This window comes from Aeromonas sp. ASNIH7, from assembly GCF_002903485.1.
Lineage (GTDB): Bacteria > Pseudomonadota > Gammaproteobacteria > Enterobacterales > Aeromonadaceae > Aeromonas > Aeromonas caviae.
On record NZ_CP026226.1, the window covers coordinates 1,587,493 to 1,606,813 of the forward strand.

The 19,321-nt window shown below is 62.3% G+C and carries 14 protein-coding genes and 1 pseudogene; all 15 read right to left on the bottom strand.

All coding sequences use genetic code 11. The features are described 5' to 3' along the window. Positions 1–6: 6 nt before the first annotated feature. Positions 7–2,727, bottom strand: a complete 2,721-nt coding sequence (secA, locus tag C2U47_RS07430; protein WP_103261558.1) for a preprotein translocase subunit SecA — start codon at positions 2,725–2,727, stop codon at positions 7–9. A 57-nt stretch (positions 2,728–2,784) separates the two neighbouring features. Next, the gene (locus C2U47_RS07435; protein WP_039040495.1) at positions 2,785–3,690 is read right to left on the bottom strand and encodes a M23 family metallopeptidase; all 906 of its coding nucleotides are present in this window, start codon (positions 3,688–3,690) and stop codon (positions 2,785–2,787) included. Between the two features lie 140 nt (positions 3,691–3,830). Next, a complete protein-coding gene (gene lpxC, locus C2U47_RS07440; RefSeq protein WP_010675831.1) occupies positions 3,831–4,754 on the bottom strand; it encodes a UDP-3-O-acyl-N-acetylglucosamine deacetylase in 924 nt (307 codons plus the stop codon). Between the two features lie 102 nt (positions 4,755–4,856). Beyond that, a complete protein-coding gene (gene ftsZ, locus C2U47_RS07445; protein ID WP_005305686.1) occupies positions 4,857–6,008 on the bottom strand; it encodes a cell division protein FtsZ in 1,152 nt (383 codons plus the stop codon). A gap of 39 nt (positions 6,009–6,047) precedes the next feature. Then, complete coding sequence (gene ftsA / locus C2U47_RS07450; RefSeq protein ID WP_010675832.1) at positions 6,048–7,307, bottom strand: cell division protein FtsA; 1,260 nt, start codon at positions 7,305–7,307, stop codon at positions 6,048–6,050. Further along, a complete protein-coding gene (locus tag C2U47_RS07455; protein WP_029314839.1) occupies positions 7,288–8,040 on the bottom strand; it encodes a cell division protein FtsQ/DivIB in 753 nt (250 codons plus the stop codon). Before C2U47_RS07455 ends, ftsA begins: the two co-directional genes overlap by 20 nt. 97 nt (positions 8,041–8,137) lie before the next feature. Beyond that, entirely contained in the window at positions 8,138–9,592 is a 1,455-nt protein-coding gene (gene murC / locus C2U47_RS07460; protein WP_041211792.1) for a UDP-N-acetylmuramate--L-alanine ligase, read from the bottom strand. Between the two features lie 110 nt (positions 9,593–9,702). Further along, positions 9,703–10,770: an undecaprenyldiphospho-muramoylpentapeptide beta-N-acetylglucosaminyltransferase gene (murG, locus tag C2U47_RS07465; protein ID WP_010675835.1), complete on the bottom strand. Its 1,068-nt coding sequence runs from the start codon at positions 10,768–10,770 to the stop codon at positions 9,703–9,705. Next, on the bottom strand, positions 10,767–11,951 hold the full coding sequence (gene ftsW / locus C2U47_RS07470; protein ID WP_103261559.1) for a cell division protein FtsW: 1,185 nt from the start codon (positions 11,949–11,951) through the stop codon (positions 10,767–10,769). Before ftsW ends, murG begins: the two co-directional genes overlap by 4 nt. Beyond that, a complete protein-coding gene (gene murD / locus C2U47_RS07475) occupies positions 11,948–13,231 on the bottom strand; it encodes a UDP-N-acetylmuramoyl-L-alanine--D-glutamate ligase (protein WP_042015091.1) in 1,284 nt (427 codons plus the stop codon). The genes ftsW and murD overlap by 4 nt, the downstream gene beginning before the upstream one ends. Positions 13,232–13,234: 3 nt before the next feature. After that, positions 13,235–14,316: pseudogene (gene mraY / locus C2U47_RS07480) on the bottom strand (phospho-N-acetylmuramoyl-pentapeptide-transferase). Then, positions 14,310–15,665 (bottom strand): UDP-N-acetylmuramoyl-tripeptide--D-alanyl-D-alanine ligase, encoded by a 1,356-nt coding sequence (gene murF / locus C2U47_RS07485; RefSeq protein ID WP_042864853.1) that lies wholly within the window; start codon positions 15,663–15,665, stop codon positions 14,310–14,312. The pseudogene mraY and the gene murF overlap by 7 nt, the downstream one beginning before the upstream one ends. Beyond that, positions 15,662–17,146 carry a UDP-N-acetylmuramoyl-L-alanyl-D-glutamate--2,6-diaminopimelate ligase gene (gene murE / locus C2U47_RS07490; RefSeq protein WP_045522167.1) on the bottom strand — a complete coding sequence of 495 codons (1,485 nt, stop codon included), beginning with the start codon at positions 17,144–17,146 and terminating at the stop codon, positions 15,662–15,664. Before murE ends, murF begins: the two co-directional genes overlap by 4 nt. 95 nt (positions 17,147–17,241) lie before the next feature. After that, positions 17,242–19,008 (bottom strand): peptidoglycan glycosyltransferase FtsI, encoded by a 1,767-nt coding sequence (locus C2U47_RS07495; RefSeq protein ID WP_010675841.1) that lies wholly within the window; start codon positions 19,006–19,008, stop codon positions 17,242–17,244. After that, on the bottom strand, positions 19,005–19,319 hold the full coding sequence (gene ftsL / locus C2U47_RS07500) for a cell division protein FtsL (protein ID WP_010675842.1): 315 nt from the start codon (positions 19,317–19,319) through the stop codon (positions 19,005–19,007). The genes C2U47_RS07495 and ftsL overlap by 4 nt, the downstream gene beginning before the upstream one ends. Positions 19,320–19,321: the final 2 nt, after the last annotated feature.

Consider the following 19,321-nt stretch of genomic DNA (forward strand, 5'->3'; position numbering starts at 1 on the left):
AGGGTGTCAGGTCAGCTGACCGTGACAGTGCTTGTATTTTTTACCCGAACCACAGGGGCAGGGATCATTGCGCCCGATCTTCTGCTCGTCGCGCACGAAGGTGGTATGGCCCTCCGCCCCACCCGTATCCTCGTCAGCCAGCTGGTTTTCGGCCGTGGCATGGGTGTAGGTACGGGGAGCGGCTTCGGCCTGCTGGCGCTGCTGCTCTTCCATCGCCTCCACATCCCGCTCCTGCACCTGTACCCGGCTCAGGATGCTGACCACGTCGCGCTTGAGGGTCTCCAGCATCTGGGTGAACAGATCGAAGGATTCGCGCTTGTACTCCTGCTTGGGGTTCTTCTGGGCGTAACCGCGCAGATGGATGCCCTGGCGCAGGTGATCCATGGCCGCCAGGTGCTCCTTCCACAGACCATCCAGCGTTTGCAGCATCACCGCCTTCTCGAAGTTGCGCAGCACCTCCTTGCCGACCAGCTCTTCCTTGTGGGCATAGAGCTTGGTGGCTTCATCCAGGATGCGTTCACGCAGCTTCTCTTCATACAGCTTGTCGTCTTCCGCCAGCCACTGCTGCAACGGCAGATCCAGGGCGAAATCGGACTTCAGACGCGCTTCCAGACCCGGCACGTCCCACATCTCTTCCAGGGACTGGGGCGGGATGTACTCGTCGATGATGGCGCCGTAGACGTCGTCACGGATGACGTGAATAGTCTCGGAGATGTCGTTGGTGTCCAGCAGTTCGTTGCGCTGCTCGTAGACCACCTTGCGCTGATCGTTAGCCACGTCGTCAAACTCGAGCAGGTTTTTACGGATGTCGAAGTTGCGACCTTCCACCTTGCGCTGGGCATTCTCGATGGCCTTGGTCACCCAGGGATGCTCGATGGCCTCGCCCTCTTCCATGCCCAGCTTCTTCATCATGCCGGTCACGCGGTCGGAGGCGAAGATCCGCATCAGGGTATCTTCCATGGAGAGGTAGAAGCGGGAGGAACCCGGATCACCCTGACGACCGGAACGGCCGCGCAGCTGGTTGTCGATACGGCGGGATTCGTGACGCTCGGTACCGATGATGTGCAGACCACCGGCCGCCAGTACTTCGTCATGACGCACCTGCCAGGCCGCTTTCAGCCCGGCAATCTGCTCGCTTGACGGGTTTTCCAGCTGGGCGATCTCCGCCTGCCAGTTGCCGCCCAGCACGATGTCGGTACCACGACCGGCCATGTTGGTGGCGATGGTGACGGCGCCGGTCTGGCCGGCCTGGGCGACGATCTCCGCTTCCATGGCATGGAACTTGGCGTTCAGTACCTTGTGCGGGATATTTTCCTTGGTCAGGATGCCGGAGAGCAGCTCGGAGTTCTCGATGGAGACTGTACCGACCAGCACGGGCTGGCCGCGCTTCACGCACTCGCGAATGTCCTGCACGATGGCCGCGTATTTCTCCTGGGCGGTCAGGTAGACGAGATCGCCCATGTCCTTGCGCACCATCGGCTTGTTGGTCGGGATGACCACGGTATCCAGGCCATAGATCTGCTGGAATTCAAAGGCTTCGGTATCCGCAGTACCGGTCATGCCCGCCAGCTTGTCGTACAGACGGAAGTAGTTCTGGAAGGTGATGGAGGCCAGGGTCTGGTTCTCGTTCTGGATCTTGACCCCTTCCTTCGCCTCGACCGCCTGGTGCAGACCGTCTGACCAGCGACGACCCGGCATGGTGCGGCCGGTGTGCTCGTCGACGATGACGATCTCGTCCTTCTGGACGATGTAGTCGACGTTGCGCTCGAACAGGGTGTGCGCACGCAGGCCGGCATTGACGTGATGCAGCAGGCTGATGTTGGTGGCGGAGAACAGGGAGTCATCCTCGGCCAGCAGCCCCTCTTTCTTGAGCAGCTCTTCCACGAAGATCTGGCCGTTTTCGGTCAGCAGCGCCTGGCGGTTCTTCTCGTCCACCGTGTAGTGGCCGTCGCCGGTGTACTCCTCGGAGTCTTCCTTGTCCTGCTTGACCAGCAGCGGGATCAACTTGTTGATCTGGGTGTACATGGCGGAGCTGTCTTCCGCCGGACCGGAGATGATGAGCGGGGTGCGGGCTTCATCGATGAGCACCGAGTCCACCTCATCCACCAGCGCGTAGTTGAGCGGACGCTGTACACGCTGCTCCGGCGAGAATGCCATGTTGTCGCGCAGGTAGTCGAAACCGAATTCGTTGTTGGTACCGTAGGTGATGTCGGCAGCGTAGGCATCGCGCTTCTGGGACGCATCCATGCCGGGCACGTTGCAGTCCACCGTCATGCCGAGGAAGGCGAACAGCGGGCGGTTGGCTTCCGCATCACGCTTGGCCAGATAGTCGTTCACCGTCACGACGTGCACACCGCGGCCGGTCAGGGCGTTCAGGTAGGCCGGCAGCGTGGCCGTCAGGGTTTTACCTTCACCTGTCTTCATTTCGGCGATGCGGTTGGAGTTCAGCACCATGCCGCCGATCAGCTGGACGTCGAAGTGACGCATGCCGAACACACGGCGGGAGGCTTCACGGACGGTGGCGAACGCTTCCGGCAGCAACTGCTCCAGTGTTTCGCCCTGCTCCAGACGCTGACGGTACTCGGCGGTCTTCGCCTGCAGTTCCTGATCGGACAGTGCCTCGAACTGAGGCTCCATCGCATTGATTTGTTTTACAATTTTGCGCAAAGCCTTGAGCGTTCTGTCGTTCCGGCTGCCGATAATCTTGGTGAGCAGTGTGCTAATCATGGGTACCAACTGTTTTGGTTATATAAGCGTTCCGTCACTGGAACCTGAAGAAAAAACCTAACCCCGTCTGGCATTCAGAAAGCGCGCGGGGTTGACCTGACGACCATCTTTCAACACTTCGTAATGCAAATGAACTCCGGTTGCACGACCGGTTCGCCCCATCAGGGCAATCTTCTGGCCCTCATCGACCAGGGTGCCCACATCCACCAGTAACTTGGAATTGTGGGCATAGCGGGTGACCAGACCATTGCCATGGTCAATCTCCACCATGTTGCCAAACTCCGGATGGCGCCCCGCCCAGCTGACAATCCCCTTGCCTGTCGCCAGGATGGGGGTGCCGGGCCTGCCGCGGAAATCCACCCCTTTGTGCATCTTGGCGCGACCGTTGAACGGATCGACCCGCCCACCGAAACCGGAGGAGATCCAGACACGCTCCTGCTTGACCGGTGAGCCGGGGATGAATCCCGCATCGGTGATATGGTGGTTCATGATAAAGGATTCAAGTACCGACAGCTGTTCTTCGCGGCTGCTGAGCTGACGGCTGAGGTGTTCCATGGAATCTTGCAGTTCACCCAGGCTGACTTCCAGGTCTGCATCGTAGGAAGGGCCGCCCATCGGGGGCAGCTCCTTGAAGTTGAACTCCTCGGGATCGAGGTCCGCCTTCTCGGTCAGGCGCTCGCCGAGGGCGTTGAGGCGACCAAGTTGTCCCTGCATGGTGCCCACCTGGGCGGCCAGCATGGCAAGCTGTTCGCGGGCTTCATCGGCCCCTTGCGTGGATTTTTGCTGCTGCGCCAGGGTCAGCGCCACTTCCAGCGCCTCCATTTTCTGCTGCCAGCTCTGCCAGAGCCAGCCGCCCCCCAAGGCCAATACAGTGAAGAGAATACCGCCGACCCAGGCCAGACGTTGTTTGGGTAAGTGCAACCTGCGGCGCTGCTTACCGTGGAGGATCAGGGTAATGCTCATAGAAATCTGTCTTCTCGGTCAGGTGAGGCCAAGGGCCTGCACGGGCAATAAAACCGGGAGATAATCGGTATTAAAGGATGGAATAAACAAATGACAGGACGTCGGTGCGGAGAGATGACCGACGTCCTGTTGCACAGCTATCAGGCCAGAACCAGACCGTTGTCGTAGTAAGCGATAGGCGCTTTGTCGCCCTCACCCTCGAAGGTCACCAGTTCCCAAGCCTCTTGCTGGGCCAGCAAGGCACGCAGCAGCTTGTTGTTCAGGGCATGGCCCGTCTTGTAGGCACGGAATTCACCGATGATACTGCGATTGCACATGTACAGATCGCCGATGGCATCCAGCATCTTGTGCTTCACGAACTCGTCTTCGTAGCGCAGACCATCTTCGTTCAGCACCCGGTAGTCATCCAGCACCACGGCGTTTTCCAGGCTGCCGCCCAGTGCCAAGTTCTGGGAACGCAGGTACTCGATATCACGCATGAAGCCGAAGGTACGAGCACGGCTGATCTCTTTCACGAAGGAGCTGCCGGAGAAGTCCAGCACGCAACGCTGGTTGCGCCCTTCAAACACCGGATGCTGGAAATCGATCTCGAGATCCATCTTGAAGCCGTTGCGATAGGGGTGGAATTCCGCCCACTTGTCGCCGTCTTCAACCCGGATGCTCTGCTTGATCCGCACGAACTGCTTGGGTGCGTTCTGTTCACGAATACCCACTTCCTGCAGCAGATAGATGAACGGATGCGCACTGCCGTCCATTACCGGGATCTCGGGGGCATCAACCTCGACATAGAGGTTGTCGATCCCCATCCCGGCCAGAGCGGCAGACAGATGTTCGATGGTCGACACGCGAACACCGGCTTCGTTCACCAGAGCGGTACAAAGCACGGTATCACGCACCTGATCGGCGTTGGCTGGCAGCGCGACCACAGGATTCAGATCGGTACGCAAGTAAACGATCCCTGTGTTAACAGGCGCCGGACGGAACGTCATAGTGACTTTCCGGCCCGAATGCAGGCCCACACCGGTGGCCTGGACACTCGTTTTCAAGGTTCTTTGTCTAATCATGGGCGTATCCGCTTTAACAGCTCAAATTCCTGACCAGATGGTCGTTGCCGGGCCATCTTAGCACAATCCTTAAGCAACAAACAAACCAGAGCCATCAGAGGCTTAGTCTGCCTGCTTGCGCAGGAACGCAGGAATATCGAGATAATCCGGTTCGCGACGAGCTTGCGGCTCGGCGTTCACCACCTTGGCCGGGGCCTCTTCCATCACGCGAGACTGCAGGGCTTCGCTGATCAGGGGCTGACGGGCCGGACGCTCTTGAACCATGTTGTTCTTGACCAGAGTGATGTCGGGCTTGCGCTCGGCACCGATACCGGTCGCCACTACGGTAACACGCAGTTCGTCGTGCATTTCCGGGTCGATTACGGTACCCACCACCACGGTAGCGTTCTCGGACGCGAAGGCCTTGACCGCGTTACCCACGGTCTCGAACTCTTCGATGGTCATGTCCATGCCAGCAGTGATGTTGACCAGGATGCCGCGGGCACCGGCCAGATCCACGTCTTCCAGCAGCGGGCTGGAGATGGCCTTCTCGGCCGCTTCTTCGGCACGGTCGTCACCGGAGGCGGAGCCGGTACCCATCATGGCGGTACCCATCTCGCGCATCACGGTACGCACGTCCGCGAAGTCGACGTTGATGAGGCCCGGGCGGGTGATCAGCTCGGCGATGCCCTGTACTGCACCCAGCAGCACGTCGTTGGCCGCCTTGAAGGCGTCCAGCAGGGAGATGCCGCGACCCAGCACCTTCAGCAACTTGTCGTTGGGGATGGTGATCAGGGAGTCGACGTTCTTGGAGAGCTCTTCGATGCCGTGAGCGGCGAAGCCCATCCGCTTCTTCCCTTCGAAGGAGAACGGCTTGGTCACGACGGCAACGGTCAGGATACCCATCTCGCGGGCCACTTCGGCCACGATCGGTGCAGCACCTGTACCAGTACCACCACCCATGCCGGCAGCGATGAACACCATGTCGGAACCGGTCAGCAGCTCGCGCAGCGCTTCCCTGTCTTCCATGGCGGCGTCACGACCCACTTCCGGGTTGGCCCCGGCACCCAGACCCTTGGTGATGCCACCGCCGATCTGCAGGGTTGTATTGGCACTGGAGTTGCGCAGTGCCTGGGCGTCGGTGTTCACGGTGATGAACTCGACACCTTCGATGTTTTGACGAACCATGTGCTCGACTGCGTTGCCGCCGCCGCCACCCACACCTATCACCTTGATGACGGCTTCGTCAGTGTGGCTATCCATAAATTCAAACATGTTGTCTCTCCGCTTTATTTGCCTGACTCAGCAAAATCTTTAGAACTCGCCACGCAACCAGTTGCTGACCCGTTTGACCAGCCCACCTACGCTTGCCTTGGCGGCATATTCCTTGTTACTGCCGGTGGATTGGTTGGTGCGGCCGTACTGCAACAACCCGACCGCAGTCGAGTACACCGGTGCCTGTACGTAGTCACTCAATCCCCGGATATTCATGGGCTCGCCCACCCGGACCTGGCTCTGGAAGATCTGCTCTGCGCACTCCACAATGCCTTCGATCTGGGCCGCGCCACCGGTCAAGACCACACCGGCGGCCAGCTGATGCTTGACCCCCTGTGCCTTCAATTCGCTCTGCACCCGCACCAGCTCGTCATTCACCATGGAGAGCAACTCGGTGTAACGGGGTTCAATCACTTCCGCCAGTGTCTGCCGTTGCAGGCTGCGCGCCGGGCGACCGCCGACACTGGGCACTTCGATATTGTCTTCCTTGCTGACCAGGCGGCCGAGGGCACAGCCATAGCGCACCTTGATCGCCTCCGCATCCAGCGGCGGCGTGCCGAAGGCATAGGCGATGTCGCTGGTCACCGTGCTGCCGGCATAGGGAATCACCTTGGTGTGACGCAGGGCACCGCCGGTAAAGAGCGACATGTCCATGGTGCCGCCACCGATGTCCACCACGCAGACACCCAGCTCCTTCTCGTCTTCGGTCAGCACGGCGTAGCTGGAGGCCAGGGCGGAGAAGATCAGCTGATCCACCCGCAGACCCACCTTCTCCACACACTTCTCGATGTTGCGCGCCATGTCGTTGTGGCAGGTGATGAGATGCACCTTGGCTGCCATCCGCACGCCGGAGAGGCCGACCGGGTTCTTGATCCCTTCCTGATAGTCGATGGCGAACTCCTGGGGCAGCACGTGCAGCACCCGGAGCTCGTCAGACAACCGCACCGACTTGGCGGTGTGGATGACGTTGTCCACATCCTCCTGGGTCACCTCTTCGTCGGAGATGGGCACCATGCCGGTCTCGTTGCGGCAATCGATGTGCTTGCCGGACAGCCCCAGATAGACAGAACTGATCTGGCAGTCTGCCATCATCTCGGCCTCTTCCACCGCGCGGCGCAGGGACTTGACCACGGAGTCGAGGTCATTGACCCCGCCCTTCTCCATACCGCGAGAAGCGTGGCTGCCCATGCCGATGACATTGAGTTCGCCATCAGGCAATACTTCGCCAACCAGTACCGCCACCTTGGTCGTGCCGATATCCAGTCCGACAATCAAATTTCTATCTGCGGTGTTGGTCATTCACTTTCTCTTCGCTTTTCTTCCAGCCAACTGCCATCCCGGTGTCGTATCGAAGATCCACGTAAGCAACCCGCTCACGGGGCTCGATGACCGGAAAGGCATCGATAAACCGCTGCAGACGAAGCGCGATATCCGAGCGCCCCACAAACAGCTGAATGTTGCCATCCAGGGTCAGTTCCCAGGCATGGCGGGGGGTCAGATTCACCCCCAGCAACTTGTATCCCTTGGCCGCCAGCAGCGTTTCGTACTGATGGCTGGCTTCCAGCACCTTGGCGGCCTGATCATCGGGCCCGGACAACTGCATCAGGGGCTTCTTCACCCTGTCCGGGGCACTGAATACCTCACCCTTGGTGTTGACGAAGCGGTTGCCGTTCCAGCGAGCCGCCACATCCTGTTCCGTGAGATAGACCTTGATCTTGTTCGGCCACTTCTTTCGTACCGAGACCTGGGCCACCCAGGGCAGAGCGTTCAGACGCGCCTGCAATTCGTTCACATCCAGCTCGAAGAAGTTGCGAAGTTCGGCACCATCCAGCACGGCAGCACGCAACTCATCGGCCTTCAAATATTCGTGTTGCCCCTGCAGCAACAGCTCGCTCATGGGCAACCGACTGGCATCCGTCAGCCAGTCTTTAACATCCAGCGCAGTCTGGTAGAGCCCCCACATGACCAGGATGAAAAATGCCACCCCGGCGATGAAGCCCCCCTTGGTGCGCCCTTGTGCCCTTGCCTCCACCCGATCGATCCCCGTAAAACGCGCCATGCCGGCCACTTGCAGACCGGTTCGCCATTATATAGGCCTCGGCTTGGCGGTCAAAATACTCATTGGGCCCTCAGGCACCGGATTTCATGCTATCCACGCTCAATTTCATCTCGCCGAGACGACGGGCCAGTGCACCGACGTTACCCGCCCCCTGGGTCAATACCAGATCTCCCTCGCCAATCAGGTCGGCCAGCACCGCGGGCACATCGTCCGGCGTTGCGACAAAGATGGGCTCCAGGGTGCCGCGGGAGCGGATGGAACGGCACAAGGCTCGGCCATCGGCACCGGGAATGGGCTCCTCACCGGCGGCATAGACCTCCAGCATCACCAGCACGTCCACCTTGGAAAGCACGTCCGCGAAATCTTCGTAGAGATCCCGGGTCCGGCTGTAGCGGTGCGGCTGGAACACCATCACCAGCCGCTTCTCGGGCCAGCCGGCGCGAGCGGCGTTGATGGTCACCTTCACTTCGCTCGGGTGATGACCGTAATCATCCACCAGCATGGCCTTGCCACGGCCGGTTTCAAACTCGCCATATTGCTGGAAGCGGCGCCCCACCCCTTCAAACTTGGAAAGTGCCTGGATGATGGCCTCGTCGCCGATGCCGTCTTCGGTTGCCACCGCGATGGCGGCGGCGGCGTTGAGGGCGTTGTGGATGCCCGGCAGATTCAGGGTCACCTCCAGCTCACCCGCCCCTGCACGGCGCACCCGGAAGCGGCTGCGATTGCTGGTCTGCACGAAGTCCAGCACCTGCACATCGGCATCATCGCTCAGACCGTAGGTGAGGGTAGGACGGGCGATCTCCGGCAGCATGCCGCGGATCACGGGGTCATCCACGCACACCACGGCCAGACCGTAGAACGGCAGGTTGTGCAGGAAATCGATGAAGGTGGCCTTCAACCTGGAGAAATCGCCACCATAGGTGTCCATGTGATCCGCTTCGATATTGGTCACGATGGAAACCATGGGTTGCAGATGCAGGAAGGAGGCGTCGCTCTCGTCCGCCTCGGCAATCAGATAACGGCTGCTGCCCAGGCGGGCATTGGTGCCGGCGCTGTTGAGCAGACCGCCGATGACGAAGGTGGGGTCGCGATCCGCCTCGGCATAGATGCTCGCCACCAGACTGGTGGTGGTGGTCTTGCCGTGGGTCCCGGCGATGGCGATACCGTGACGGAAGCGCATCAGTTCCGCCAGCATTTCGGCGCGGCGCACCACGGGAATACGCAGTTCGCGGGCAGCCAGCAGCTCGGGGTTGTCCTGCTTGATGGCGGTGGAAACCACCACTACGCTGGCACCGTCCACATGCTCGGCACTGTGACCGACAAAGATGTGTGCGCCCAAAGAGGCCAGGCGTTCGGTCACCCCGTTGCGGGCCAGATCAGAGCCGGTCACCTGATACCCTTCATTGGCAAGCACTTCCGCAATACCGCCCATACCGGCGCCACCGATGCCGATGAAGTGGATGCGACGCACGCGGCGCATTTCGGGGATAACGGTACGCAGTTTTGCCAGTTCAACCTTGGTCATAGTTCTTTCTCAATTCGCGGCCACAGGCCATTTTCATTCGGCGACATTCATCAGTTCGAAGACAGAAGCGGGGCCTTGGCGGCACATCTTGGCCTTCCATCTCGTTTGGCTCAGCCGGTGGCGAGCCGTTTGCACTCATCGGCAACCCGTTCGGCAGCATCGATGATGGCGACCCGGCGCGCGGCCTGGGCCATGTTCAACAGAGTTTCCCTGCGCCCGGCGAGCCAGGAGAGGCGCGACGCCAGCGCCGCCGGCGTCAGCTCGGACTGGGGCAGGAACTCGGCCGCACCGCCGTCGACCAGGGTCAGGGCGTTGCGGGTCTGGTGATCGTCCACCGCATGGGGCAGGGGCACGAAGATCGCGGCCACACCGGCAGCGGCCACTTCGGAGACGGTCAATGCGCCGGCGCGGCACACCACCAGGTCAGCCCAGGCATAGGCATCCGCCATGTCCTTGATAAATTCACTCACCTCGGCCTCGACCCCCAGCCCGGCATAGGAGGCAGCCACGGCCTCCCCGTTGCCCTTGCCGCACTGGTGACGCACCTCGATGGGCACACCGGCAGCTGCAACCGCAGGAGGCACCTGCTCGTTGAGGACCCGGGCCCCCAGGCTGCCACCAACCACAAGCAGGCGCAGAGGATCGCTGCTGCTACGCAGCTGGGGATCCGGCAGCGCCACCACCTCGGGGCGCACCGGGTTGCCCACCACGGCGGTGCGGGCATTGGGGGCGAAGGCACCGGGGAAGGCCATCAGTACCCGCCTGGCAATACGGGCCAGCAGCTTGTTGGTCAGGCCGGCGGCGGCATTCTGCTCGTGAAGCAGTAGCGGAATGCCGGACAGCCAGGCGGCCACGCCACCCGGGCCGGAGGCAAAGCCCCCCATGCCCAGCACCACATCGGGCTGGATGGTCTTGAGCACCTGGCGGGCCTGAAGCACGGATTTGATGACACGGTAGGGCGCCGCGAGCAGACGCTTGATGCCGTTGCCACGCACCCCCTGGATGTCGATGAAGGAGATGGGATAACCATGGGCAGGCACCAGCTCCGCCTCCATCCGGTCGGCAGTGCCGAGCCAGTGGATGGTCCAGCCCTGGGCCTTGAGGCGATCGGCGACGGCCAGGCCGGGGAACACATGGCCCCCGGTACCACCCGCCATCACCAGTAACGTCTTGCTCACGCAACCTCCCGCACGCGCGCCTGGGCACTCGCCTGGCGCAACTCGAAATCGATACGAATCAACATGCTCACCGCCACCATCATGATGATGAGACTGGAGCCGCCATAACTGACCAGCGGCAGGGTCAGCCCCTTGGTAGGCATCATGCCGCTGGCGGCACCGACGTTGACGAAAGTCTGGAAGCTGAACCAGATGCCGATGCCGATGGCCAGATAACCTTCATAGAGCCGCTCGGCCACCAGCGCCTGGTGACCCAGCTTGAGCGCCTTCACCGCCAGCGCAAAAATCAGGAAGAATGCGCCAAGCACCCCCACGTAGCCCAGCTCTTCGCCCAGAATGGCGAACACGAAGTCGGTGTGGGCCTCCGGCAGGTACTCCATCTTCTGGATGGAGTTGCCGAGCCCCTCGCCAAACCAGCTCCCCCGACCAAAGGCCATCAGGGACTGGGTCAGCTGATAGCCGCTGCCAAAGGGATCGGCCCAAGGGTCGAGGAAAGAGGTCACCCGCCGCATCCGGTAGGGCTCCGCAATGATCAGGGTCACCACGGCGCTCACCCCCACCAGGATGAGACCGATGAACTGCACCAGCCGGGCACCGGCCAGGAACAGCATCCCGAGGGAGGTGACGAACATCACCACCACTGACCCGAGATCCGGCTGGGCCAGCAGCAGGATGGCCACCACGAACAGCACCGCCATGGGTTTCATGAAACCGATGAAGCGTTCGCGCACCTCGCTCTGGCGGCGCACCAGATAGCCCGCCAGATAGACGAACAGCGCCAGCTTGCCGAACTCAGCCGGCTGCAAGTTGAAGGGGCCAAGCGGCAGCCAGCGTACCGAACCGTTGACGCTGCGGCCCACCAGCAACACCATCACCAGCAGCACGATGGCCAGCAACAACATGGGGCCGTTGTAGTGCTGCCAGCGTGCCATGGGTACCTGCAACACGAACCAGGAGATACCCAGCGCCATCACCAGGAACATGCCGTGGCGCTTCACGAACATGAAGGGATCGTTGTTGATGGCGATCCCCTCAGGAATGGAAGCTGACGCCACTATCACCAGCCCGACGCCCATCAGGGCGAGAGCCAGTACCACCAGCTGCCGATCGTAGAGACCGGCGGGGCGCGCCGGTAGCAACCAGCGCTGCAAGAATCCCGCAACCACGCGCAGGGCGTTCATAAGCCCATCACCAGTTCGGTGAAGCGATCGCCGCGCGCTTCAAAGGATTTGAACTGATCCAGGCTCGCGCAGGCCGGCGCCAGCAGCACCCAGTCTCCGGGCCTGGCATCGGCCGCCGCCTTGGCGACAGCAGCGTCAAGATCGGCGACCCGCTCGGTCTGTTCGCCCAGGGCCAGCAGCACCTCGGCATCCTGACCAAAGCAGTACATGTGATCGATCTGGCTGCCGAGCAGGGCCTGCACCGGGCCGAAGTCCTGCCCCTTGCCTTGGCCACCTGCCAGCAGCAGCAGGCGGCCCTTGACCGCTTCACGCACCCCGGCCACGGCGGCCAGGGTCGCCCCCACGTTGGTGGCCTTGGAGTCGTTGATCCAGCGCACCCCATTTACCTCCCGCACGAAGCGGGCACGGTGAGGCAGGCCTTCAAAGCGGCGTAGCACGGCAAGTTGTGCCTCGCGGGGAATGCCCACCGCATCGCACAGGGCCATGGCCGCCAGGGCATTGGCCTGGTTGTGGGCACCCACTATCTTCATCTCGTCCACCGCCAGGAGCGGCTCACCGTGCAAAGTCAGCCAGTGACGGCCCTCCAGCTCGCAGCGACCGTAGCCGTTGCAGTCGAGGCCGAAACTCTGCCACACCTGACCCACATCGGGCAGGGTCTGGGGATCGTCGCGATTGATCAGGATGTGCTGGGAGTGCTGATGGATCTCCATCTTGGCGGCGCGGTAATCCGCCATGCCGGCATAGCGATCCATATGATCTTCACTGAGGTTCAAGACCACGGAGGCGGCAGCCCGCAGGCTGTAGGTGGTCTCGAGCTGGAAGCTGGAGAGTTCCAGCACGCAGAGATCCATGGGCTGCTTGAGGAGCGACAGCGCCGGGGTGCCGATATTGCCCCCCACACCGACCTTGAGTCCCGCCTCGGCGATCATCTCACCCACTAGCGTGGTGACCGTGCTCTTGCCGTTGGAGCCGGTGATGGCGATGACGGGCGTCTGGGTTTCACGCACGAACAGTTCGATGTCACCGACGATGCGCACTCCGAACTCGGCGGCGGCCTTCAACTCCGGAGTCGCCAGGGCGATGCCCGGGCTCGCCACTATCATGTGCGCCTGCTTGAGCCGCTCCGCGTCCAGCCCGTGGATGAGCTCCACCTCGGGGGGAAGCTCGTCCTTGCCCGGCGGATTGGCACGGGTGTCCATCACCAGCGGCGTGACGCCGCGGTCGAGGAAGTAATCGACGCAGGAGAGTCCGGTTTTGCCGAGTCCGATGATGATGACCATGGCTTACCTCACCTTCAGGGTGGCGAGGCCAAGCAGCACCAGCATGAGGGTGATGATCCAGAAGCGCACGATGACGCGCGGCTCCGGCCAGCCCTTCTTCTCATAGTGGTGATGGATGGGGGCCATGCGGAAGATGCGCACGCCGCGCAGTTTGTAGGATCCGACCTGCAGGATCACCGAGACGGTCTCCATCACGAAGACCCCCCCATGATCACCAGCAGGAACTCCTGGCGCACCAGCACGGCGATGGTACCGAGCGCGCCGCCCAGGGCCAGGGAACCCACATCCCCCATGAAGACCTGGGCCGGGTAGGTGTTGAACCAGAGGAAGCCCAGGCCCGCGCCCACGATGGCGGTACAGACGATCACCAGTTCGGAGGTGTAGGGCACGTAGGGAATGTGCAGGTAGTTCGCGAAGTTGACGTTGCCCGTCGCCCAGGCGATCAGGGCGAAGCCCCCCGCCACCATCACGGTGGGCATGATGGCGAGGCCATCCAGGCCATCGGTCAGGTTGACCGCGTTGGAGGTACCGACGATGACGAAGTAGGTCAGCAGGATGAACATCAGGCCGAGCTGGGGCATCACATCCTTGAGGAAGGGGACCACCAGCTGGGTCTGGCCATCGTGGGTGGCCGTGGCGTAGAGGAAGACTGCCACACCCAGCGCGACCGCGGACTGCCAGAAGTACTTCCAGCGGGCGATGAGGCCGTCGGTGTTCTTGCGCACCACCTTGAGATAGTCATCGGCAAAACCGATGGCGCCATAGGCCCCCAGCACGAACAGCACCAGCCAGACATAGGGGTTGTCGAGGCGGCACCAGAGCAGCACAGAAGTGAAAATGGCTGCAATGATCATCAGGCCGCCCATGGTCGGGGTGCCCTTCTTGCTGAGATGGGATTCGGGACCGTCGTTGCGGATCACCTGGCCGAACTTCATGATCTGCAGGCGACGGATGAGGCGCGGCCCCATCCAGAGCGCCACCACCAGACCGGTGATGATCGACAGGATGGCGCGAAACGTCAGGTAGGAGAAGACGTTGAAGAAGGTGAAGTGCGGGGTGAGCAGTTCCGCCAGCCAGACTAGCATGTGGCTGACTCCTGATGGCCCTTGACCATCTCGACGATATCTTCCATGCGGGAGCCACGGGCGCCCTTGACCAGAATCGAAATTTCCTGATGTGTCTTTATCATTTGCGCAAGCACTTCAAACAACGACGCTTTGTTATCGAAATGTCGGCCAGCCGCGGCATCTGCGGTGTGGCGACTCTGTTCCCCTACGGTCAGCACGGCATCGAGGCCCTGCTCACGGGCGTGGTGTCCGACCCGGGCATGCTGCGCGGCGGACTCCTCACCCAACTCTTTCATGTCACCGAATACCAGCACCTTGTAGCCGTTCATGGCGGTCAGGGCATCGATACCCGCCAGCACGGACTCCACGCTGGCGTTGTAGGTGTCATCCACCAGGGTGAGGCCACCCCAGCGTTGCACGCAGAAACGGCCCTTGACCGGCGCCATCTGCTCCAGCCCCGCCTTGACGGACGCAAGCGATGCGCCCAGGGCCAGGGTCCCGGCGGCAGCAGCCAGGGCGTTGGCCACGTTGTGGCGGCCCGGGATGGCCAGGGTCAGGTTCACCTCTCCCTGGGGCGTCACCATCACGAACCCGGCACAACCCTGCTCGTTGAGCACGATGTCGCGGGCGTGGAACGGCTGACGCTGATCCTCGAGGGAGAAGGCGCAGTGGATGCCCTTTTCACGCCACTTCGGCCAGAACTCGTTGTCGGCATTGACGATGGCGGTGCCGCCCTCGCCTAACCCTTCGAAGATTTCGCTCTTGGCATGGAACACCCCTTCCAGGGAGCCAAAGCCTTCCAGGTGCGCGGCAGCGACGTTGTTGATGATGGCGGCGTCGGGTCTGGCGAGCGACGTGGTCCAGGCGATCTCGCCCGGGTGGTTGGCTCCCAGCTCCATCACCGCGAACTGGTGTTGCGGCTCGAGGCGCAGCAGGGTCAGCGGCACCCCCACCTCGTTGTTGAAGTTGCCGGCGGTGGCCAGCACCTCCCCTTCACAGCGCAGGATGGCCGTCGCCATCTCCTTCACCGTGGTTTTGCCACAGCTGCCGGTGATGGCGAGCACTTTCGGATTGATGCGCTCGCGCACCAGCCTGCCCAGACGCCCAAGCCCCTTGAGGGTGTCGCCCACCACCAGTTGTGGAATGGCCAGCGGCAATTCGCGCTCCACCAGCAGGGCACTGGCGCCGGCGGCAACCGCCTGGTCGCAGAAATCGTGGGCGTCGAAACGCTCGCCGCGCAGGGCCACGAACAGCGCCCCCGCGCCCAGGGTACGGGTGTCGGTGCTGACCGCCGTGATCTCATGGTCGCCCCCGATCAGACGGGCATCGAGCACCTGCGCCAGGTCGGCAAGCCTGAGGGTCATCATTTGAATGACTCCATTAATGTGTGCAAGGCGGCTGCGACGGTTTCCCGATCGCTGTAGTGCCGCTTGTCGGTTCCAATGATCTGATAATCCTCGTGGCCTTTGCCGGCCACCAGGATGATGTCCTCTTTGCTCGCTTGACTCAGTGCCAGCTGGATTGCCTTGGTCCTGTCGTGCTCAATCTGCACGGCGCCGGGATCGCGAAGACCCGCCACCATGTCGGCCATGATCCGGGCCGGCTCCTCGGTACGGGGATTGTCGTCGGTCAGGATCACGCAGTCCGCATGCAGCTCCGCCATGGCAGCCATCATGGGACGCTTGCCGCGATCCCTGTCGCCACCACAACCCACCAGGCACCAGAGCCGGCCGTGACAGTGCACCCGCAGGGCCTGCAATGCCTTCTCCAGCGCATCCGGGGTGTGGGCGTAATCGACCACGGCGAGCGGCGCATCGCCACCGCCGAAGCACTCCATGCGACCGGTCACCGGTTGCAGTCTGGGGGCCGTCGCCAGCAGGTCATCGAAGTCGTAGCCGAGCACCAGCATGGCGCCCATGGCGCCCAGCACGTTGCTGACGTTGAAGCGGCCGAGCAAGGGGGCGGATAATACACCATTCCCCCAGCTGGAGTTAATGCGCGTATCAAAACCTTGTTGGTGGAAATGGGGATCCTGCGCCGTCAGTTGTCGTCCGGCATGGTTTTCAATCGGACCATGAACCCCGAAGGCCACCGCACCGGGATAGGTCGCCAGCCATTGCCGTCCCAGATGGTCATCGGCGTTGATGACGGCGCAAGGCTCATCCACCAGCTTCAGCAGCTCCTCCTTGGCGGCGGCATAGGCCTCCATGGTGCCGTGATAGTCCAGATGATCCCGGCTCAGGTTGGTGAAGACTGCCGCGGCAAACGGCAGGGCCGCCACGCGATGCTGCACCAGACCGTGGCTGGAGACCTCCATCGCCACCAGATCGGCCCCCTGCTGCTGCAAGGCGGCCAGATTGGCCTGCACCTGGACCGCGCTGCCCGTGGTGTTCTCTGCTTCGATGAGCTCGCCAAACAGACCGTTGCCTATGGTGCCCATGACCCCGGCCTTGCCCCCCAGCAGGGTGCGCCAGTTGGCCACCAGCAGGGCCGTGGTGCTCTTGCCGTTGGTGCCCGTGATGCCCACCAGTTGCAGCTTTTGCGCAGGGTGACCGTAGAAATGACCGGCCAGCTCGGAGAGACGAGCGGGAAGATCCCTCATGCCGATGCAGGGGATCTGGGTCGCCGGAGGGACGAATTCTCCGTCCTCCTCAAACAGCACGGCGGTCGCTCCCTGAGCCACCGCCTGTTCGATGAAGCGCCTGCCATCCACCTGATGGCCACGAATCGCCACGAAGAGCGAGCCGGGACCGACCCGCCGGCTGTCGAGCTGGAGATCGGTGAGGGAAAGCGCCGGGGCATCGATGCCGAAGCGGCTCATCAGTTGATCAAGTGTGCGGGGCGGCATGGGAAGCCTCCGAAAATGCGGGAATGCGGGCGCTCTTACACGCCATGGAAAACGCCCCGACAGCAGCGGGGCCGATGGAGAAAGCCGGATGCCCGTCAAGTACGCGGTGCGCCATTGTTGGCCTCCGTGCGGGCAAGCTTGGCGGGTACCTCGGGCGGGATCGCATCGGGACGGATGTTGAAGAGCTGCAACACGCCTCCCATGGCCTCCGCAAAGGGCGGGGTCGCCACGGCACCGCCGTAGTAGGCATCCCCCTTGGGCTCGTTGATCACCACCACCATGACGAAACGGGGATTGCTGGCTGGCGCGAAACCGGCAAACCAGGCCATGTAGTCCTTGCCATAGCCCCCAGCCACGGCCACCTTGGCGGTACCACTCTTGCCACCGACCCGATAACCGGGGATCTGGGCCTTGGGAATGGCATTGCTGACCACGTACTCCAGCGCCTGCAACATGGCAGCGGCGTTGTTGTGATCGATGACCTGCTCACCCTTGGGCGGCTTGGTCACCTTGATGATGGAGAGCGGTACCCGCTTGCCCTTGTTGGCCAGGGTGGCGTAGGCGGAGGCCAGCTGCAGCGGGGTCACTCGCAGACCATAACCGAACGACAGGGTGGCTCGCTCGATGTCGGACCAGCGGCGACGCTGGGGCAGCATGCCGCTGCTCTCCCCCATCAGGCCGCTGCCGGTGTCCATGCCGAAGCCCACCATGCTCAGGGTGTTGATCATCTCCTGGGCCGGCATCCGCAGCGCGATGCGCGACATGCCGATGTTGGAGGAGTAGCGCAGGATGTCGTACAGGTTGGTCGCCTTGTGGATACTCACGTCACGGATCTGCTTGGCCCCGATGAAGAGGGGGCCGCCCGGGATGAAGTCCTTCCAGCTGGTGACACCGGCTTGCAAGGCACTAAGCAAAATCAATGGCTTGACCGTGGAGCCCGGCTCATAGGTATCGGTCACCACCCGGTTTCGCACCCGGAAACTCTGGTACTGGCCGCGGTTGTTCGGGTTGTAGGAGGGGGTGTTCACCATGGCGAGCACCTCGCCGGTCTTCACATCCAGCATCACCATGGAGCCGGAGGTGGCCTTGTTCTCGTCGGTAGCCCGTTTGAGGGCGCGATAGGCCAGCGCCTGCACCCGCTGATCGATGCTCAGTTGCAGATCGTTGGCGTGCTTGCCCTCTTTCACCAGGCCCAGGCGCTCGATGACGCGGCCCTGCCTGTCCTTGCGCACCCTCATCTCGCCAGGGGTTGCGGTCAGCCACTCGTTGTAGCTGCGCTCAATCCCCTCGATGCCGCTGCCATCGATGTTGGTCACCCCCACCAGGTGGGAGCTTATCTCGCCGGTCGGGTAGAAACGGCGCGCCTCGGGGCGCAGATAGATGCCCCCCAGCTTCAACCCCTTGATGTACTCGGCCACCGCAGGCGTCACCTGACGCTGCAGATAGACAAAGCGCTTGCTCGGGTTGGCGATGCGATGCTTGAGGGTGTTGATGTCGAGCTTGAGCACGGCGGAGAGTGCCAGCCAGGCACGCTCGTTGTGGATGGCACCGGACTCATGCACCGTCTTGGGATCGGCCCAGACCGCTTCGACCGGCACGGATACCGCAAGCTGCTCGCCATTGCGGTCCGTGATCATGCCGCGCACCGCCTGGGTGGAGGTGGTGCGCAGGGAGCGCATGTCCCCCTCCTGGCGCAGTCTGTCCGGATCGATCACCTGGATCCAGGCCAGCCGCAGGATCAGCCCCGCAAACGCGATGCCGATGAAGAAAACCAGGGTACGAAAGCGCCACGGGTAGAGTGAGGGTGCTTTCGCCTTGGCTTTGTCCTTTGCCGGAGCCTTGGTGGCGGCCTTGCGTGTCATGGTTGTGTAATTACCTTTTCAGTGGTCACCAGGGGACGAGCCATCTGCAACTTGTCCATGGCCAGACTCGCCACCCGGGAGTGCTCAGCCAGTGTGCCCTGTTCCAGCAAGAGGTGGCGCCACTCGATGTTGAGCCTGTCCTCCTCCGCCATCAGATCGTTCTGCTTGGCCGTCAGACCCCGGGTCATGTTGGTCACCAGGATCACCGCAAAGGCGGTGACCAGCACGGCGACGGTCAACAGGACCTGCAACTTGTGGCGCCAGAGATCCGCAACGATCTCCCTGGCGAGGTGAACGCGCACGTCGCTCATCG

Excerpts from the sequence above, each read along its gene's own strand:
- ftsL (WP_010675842.1), bottom strand. The coding sequence starts at position 19,319 with ATGAGCGACGTGCGCGTTCACCTCGCCAGGGAGATCGTTGCGGATCTC.
- C2U47_RS07435 (WP_039040495.1), bottom strand. The coding sequence starts at position 3,690 with ATGAGCATTACCCTGATCCTCCACGGTAAGCAGCGCCGCAGGTTGCAC.
- ftsA (WP_010675832.1), bottom strand. The coding sequence starts at position 7,307 with ATGACCAACACCGCAGATAGAAATTTGATTGTCGGACTGGATATCGGC.
- ftsZ (WP_005305686.1), bottom strand. The coding sequence starts at position 6,008 with ATGTTTGAATTTATGGATAGCCACACTGACGAAGCCGTCATCAAGGTG.
- murC (WP_041211792.1), bottom strand. The coding sequence starts at position 9,592 with ATGACCAAGGTTGAACTGGCAAAACTGCGTACCGTTATCCCCGAAATG.
- C2U47_RS07495 (WP_010675841.1), bottom strand. The coding sequence starts at position 19,008 with ATGACACGCAAGGCCGCCACCAAGGCTCCGGCAAAGGACAAAGCCAAG.
- ftsW (WP_103261559.1), bottom strand. The coding sequence starts at position 11,951 with ATGAACGCCCTGCGCGTGGTTGCGGGATTCTTGCAGCGCTGGTTGCTA.
- murF (WP_042864853.1), bottom strand. The coding sequence starts at position 15,665 with ATGATGACCCTCAGGCTTGCCGACCTGGCGCAGGTGCTCGATGCCCGT.
- murD (WP_042015091.1), bottom strand. The coding sequence starts at position 13,231 with ATGGTCATCATCATCGGACTCGGCAAAACCGGACTCTCCTGCGTCGAT.
- lpxC (WP_010675831.1), bottom strand. The coding sequence starts at position 4,754 with ATGATTAGACAAAGAACCTTGAAAACGAGTGTCCAGGCCACCGGTGTG.
- murE (WP_045522167.1), bottom strand. The coding sequence starts at position 17,146 with ATGCCGCCCCGCACACTTGATCAACTGATGAGCCGCTTCGGCATCGAT.
- secA (WP_103261558.1), bottom strand. The coding sequence starts at position 2,727 with ATGATTAGCACACTGCTCACCAAGATTATCGGCAGCCGGAACGACAGA.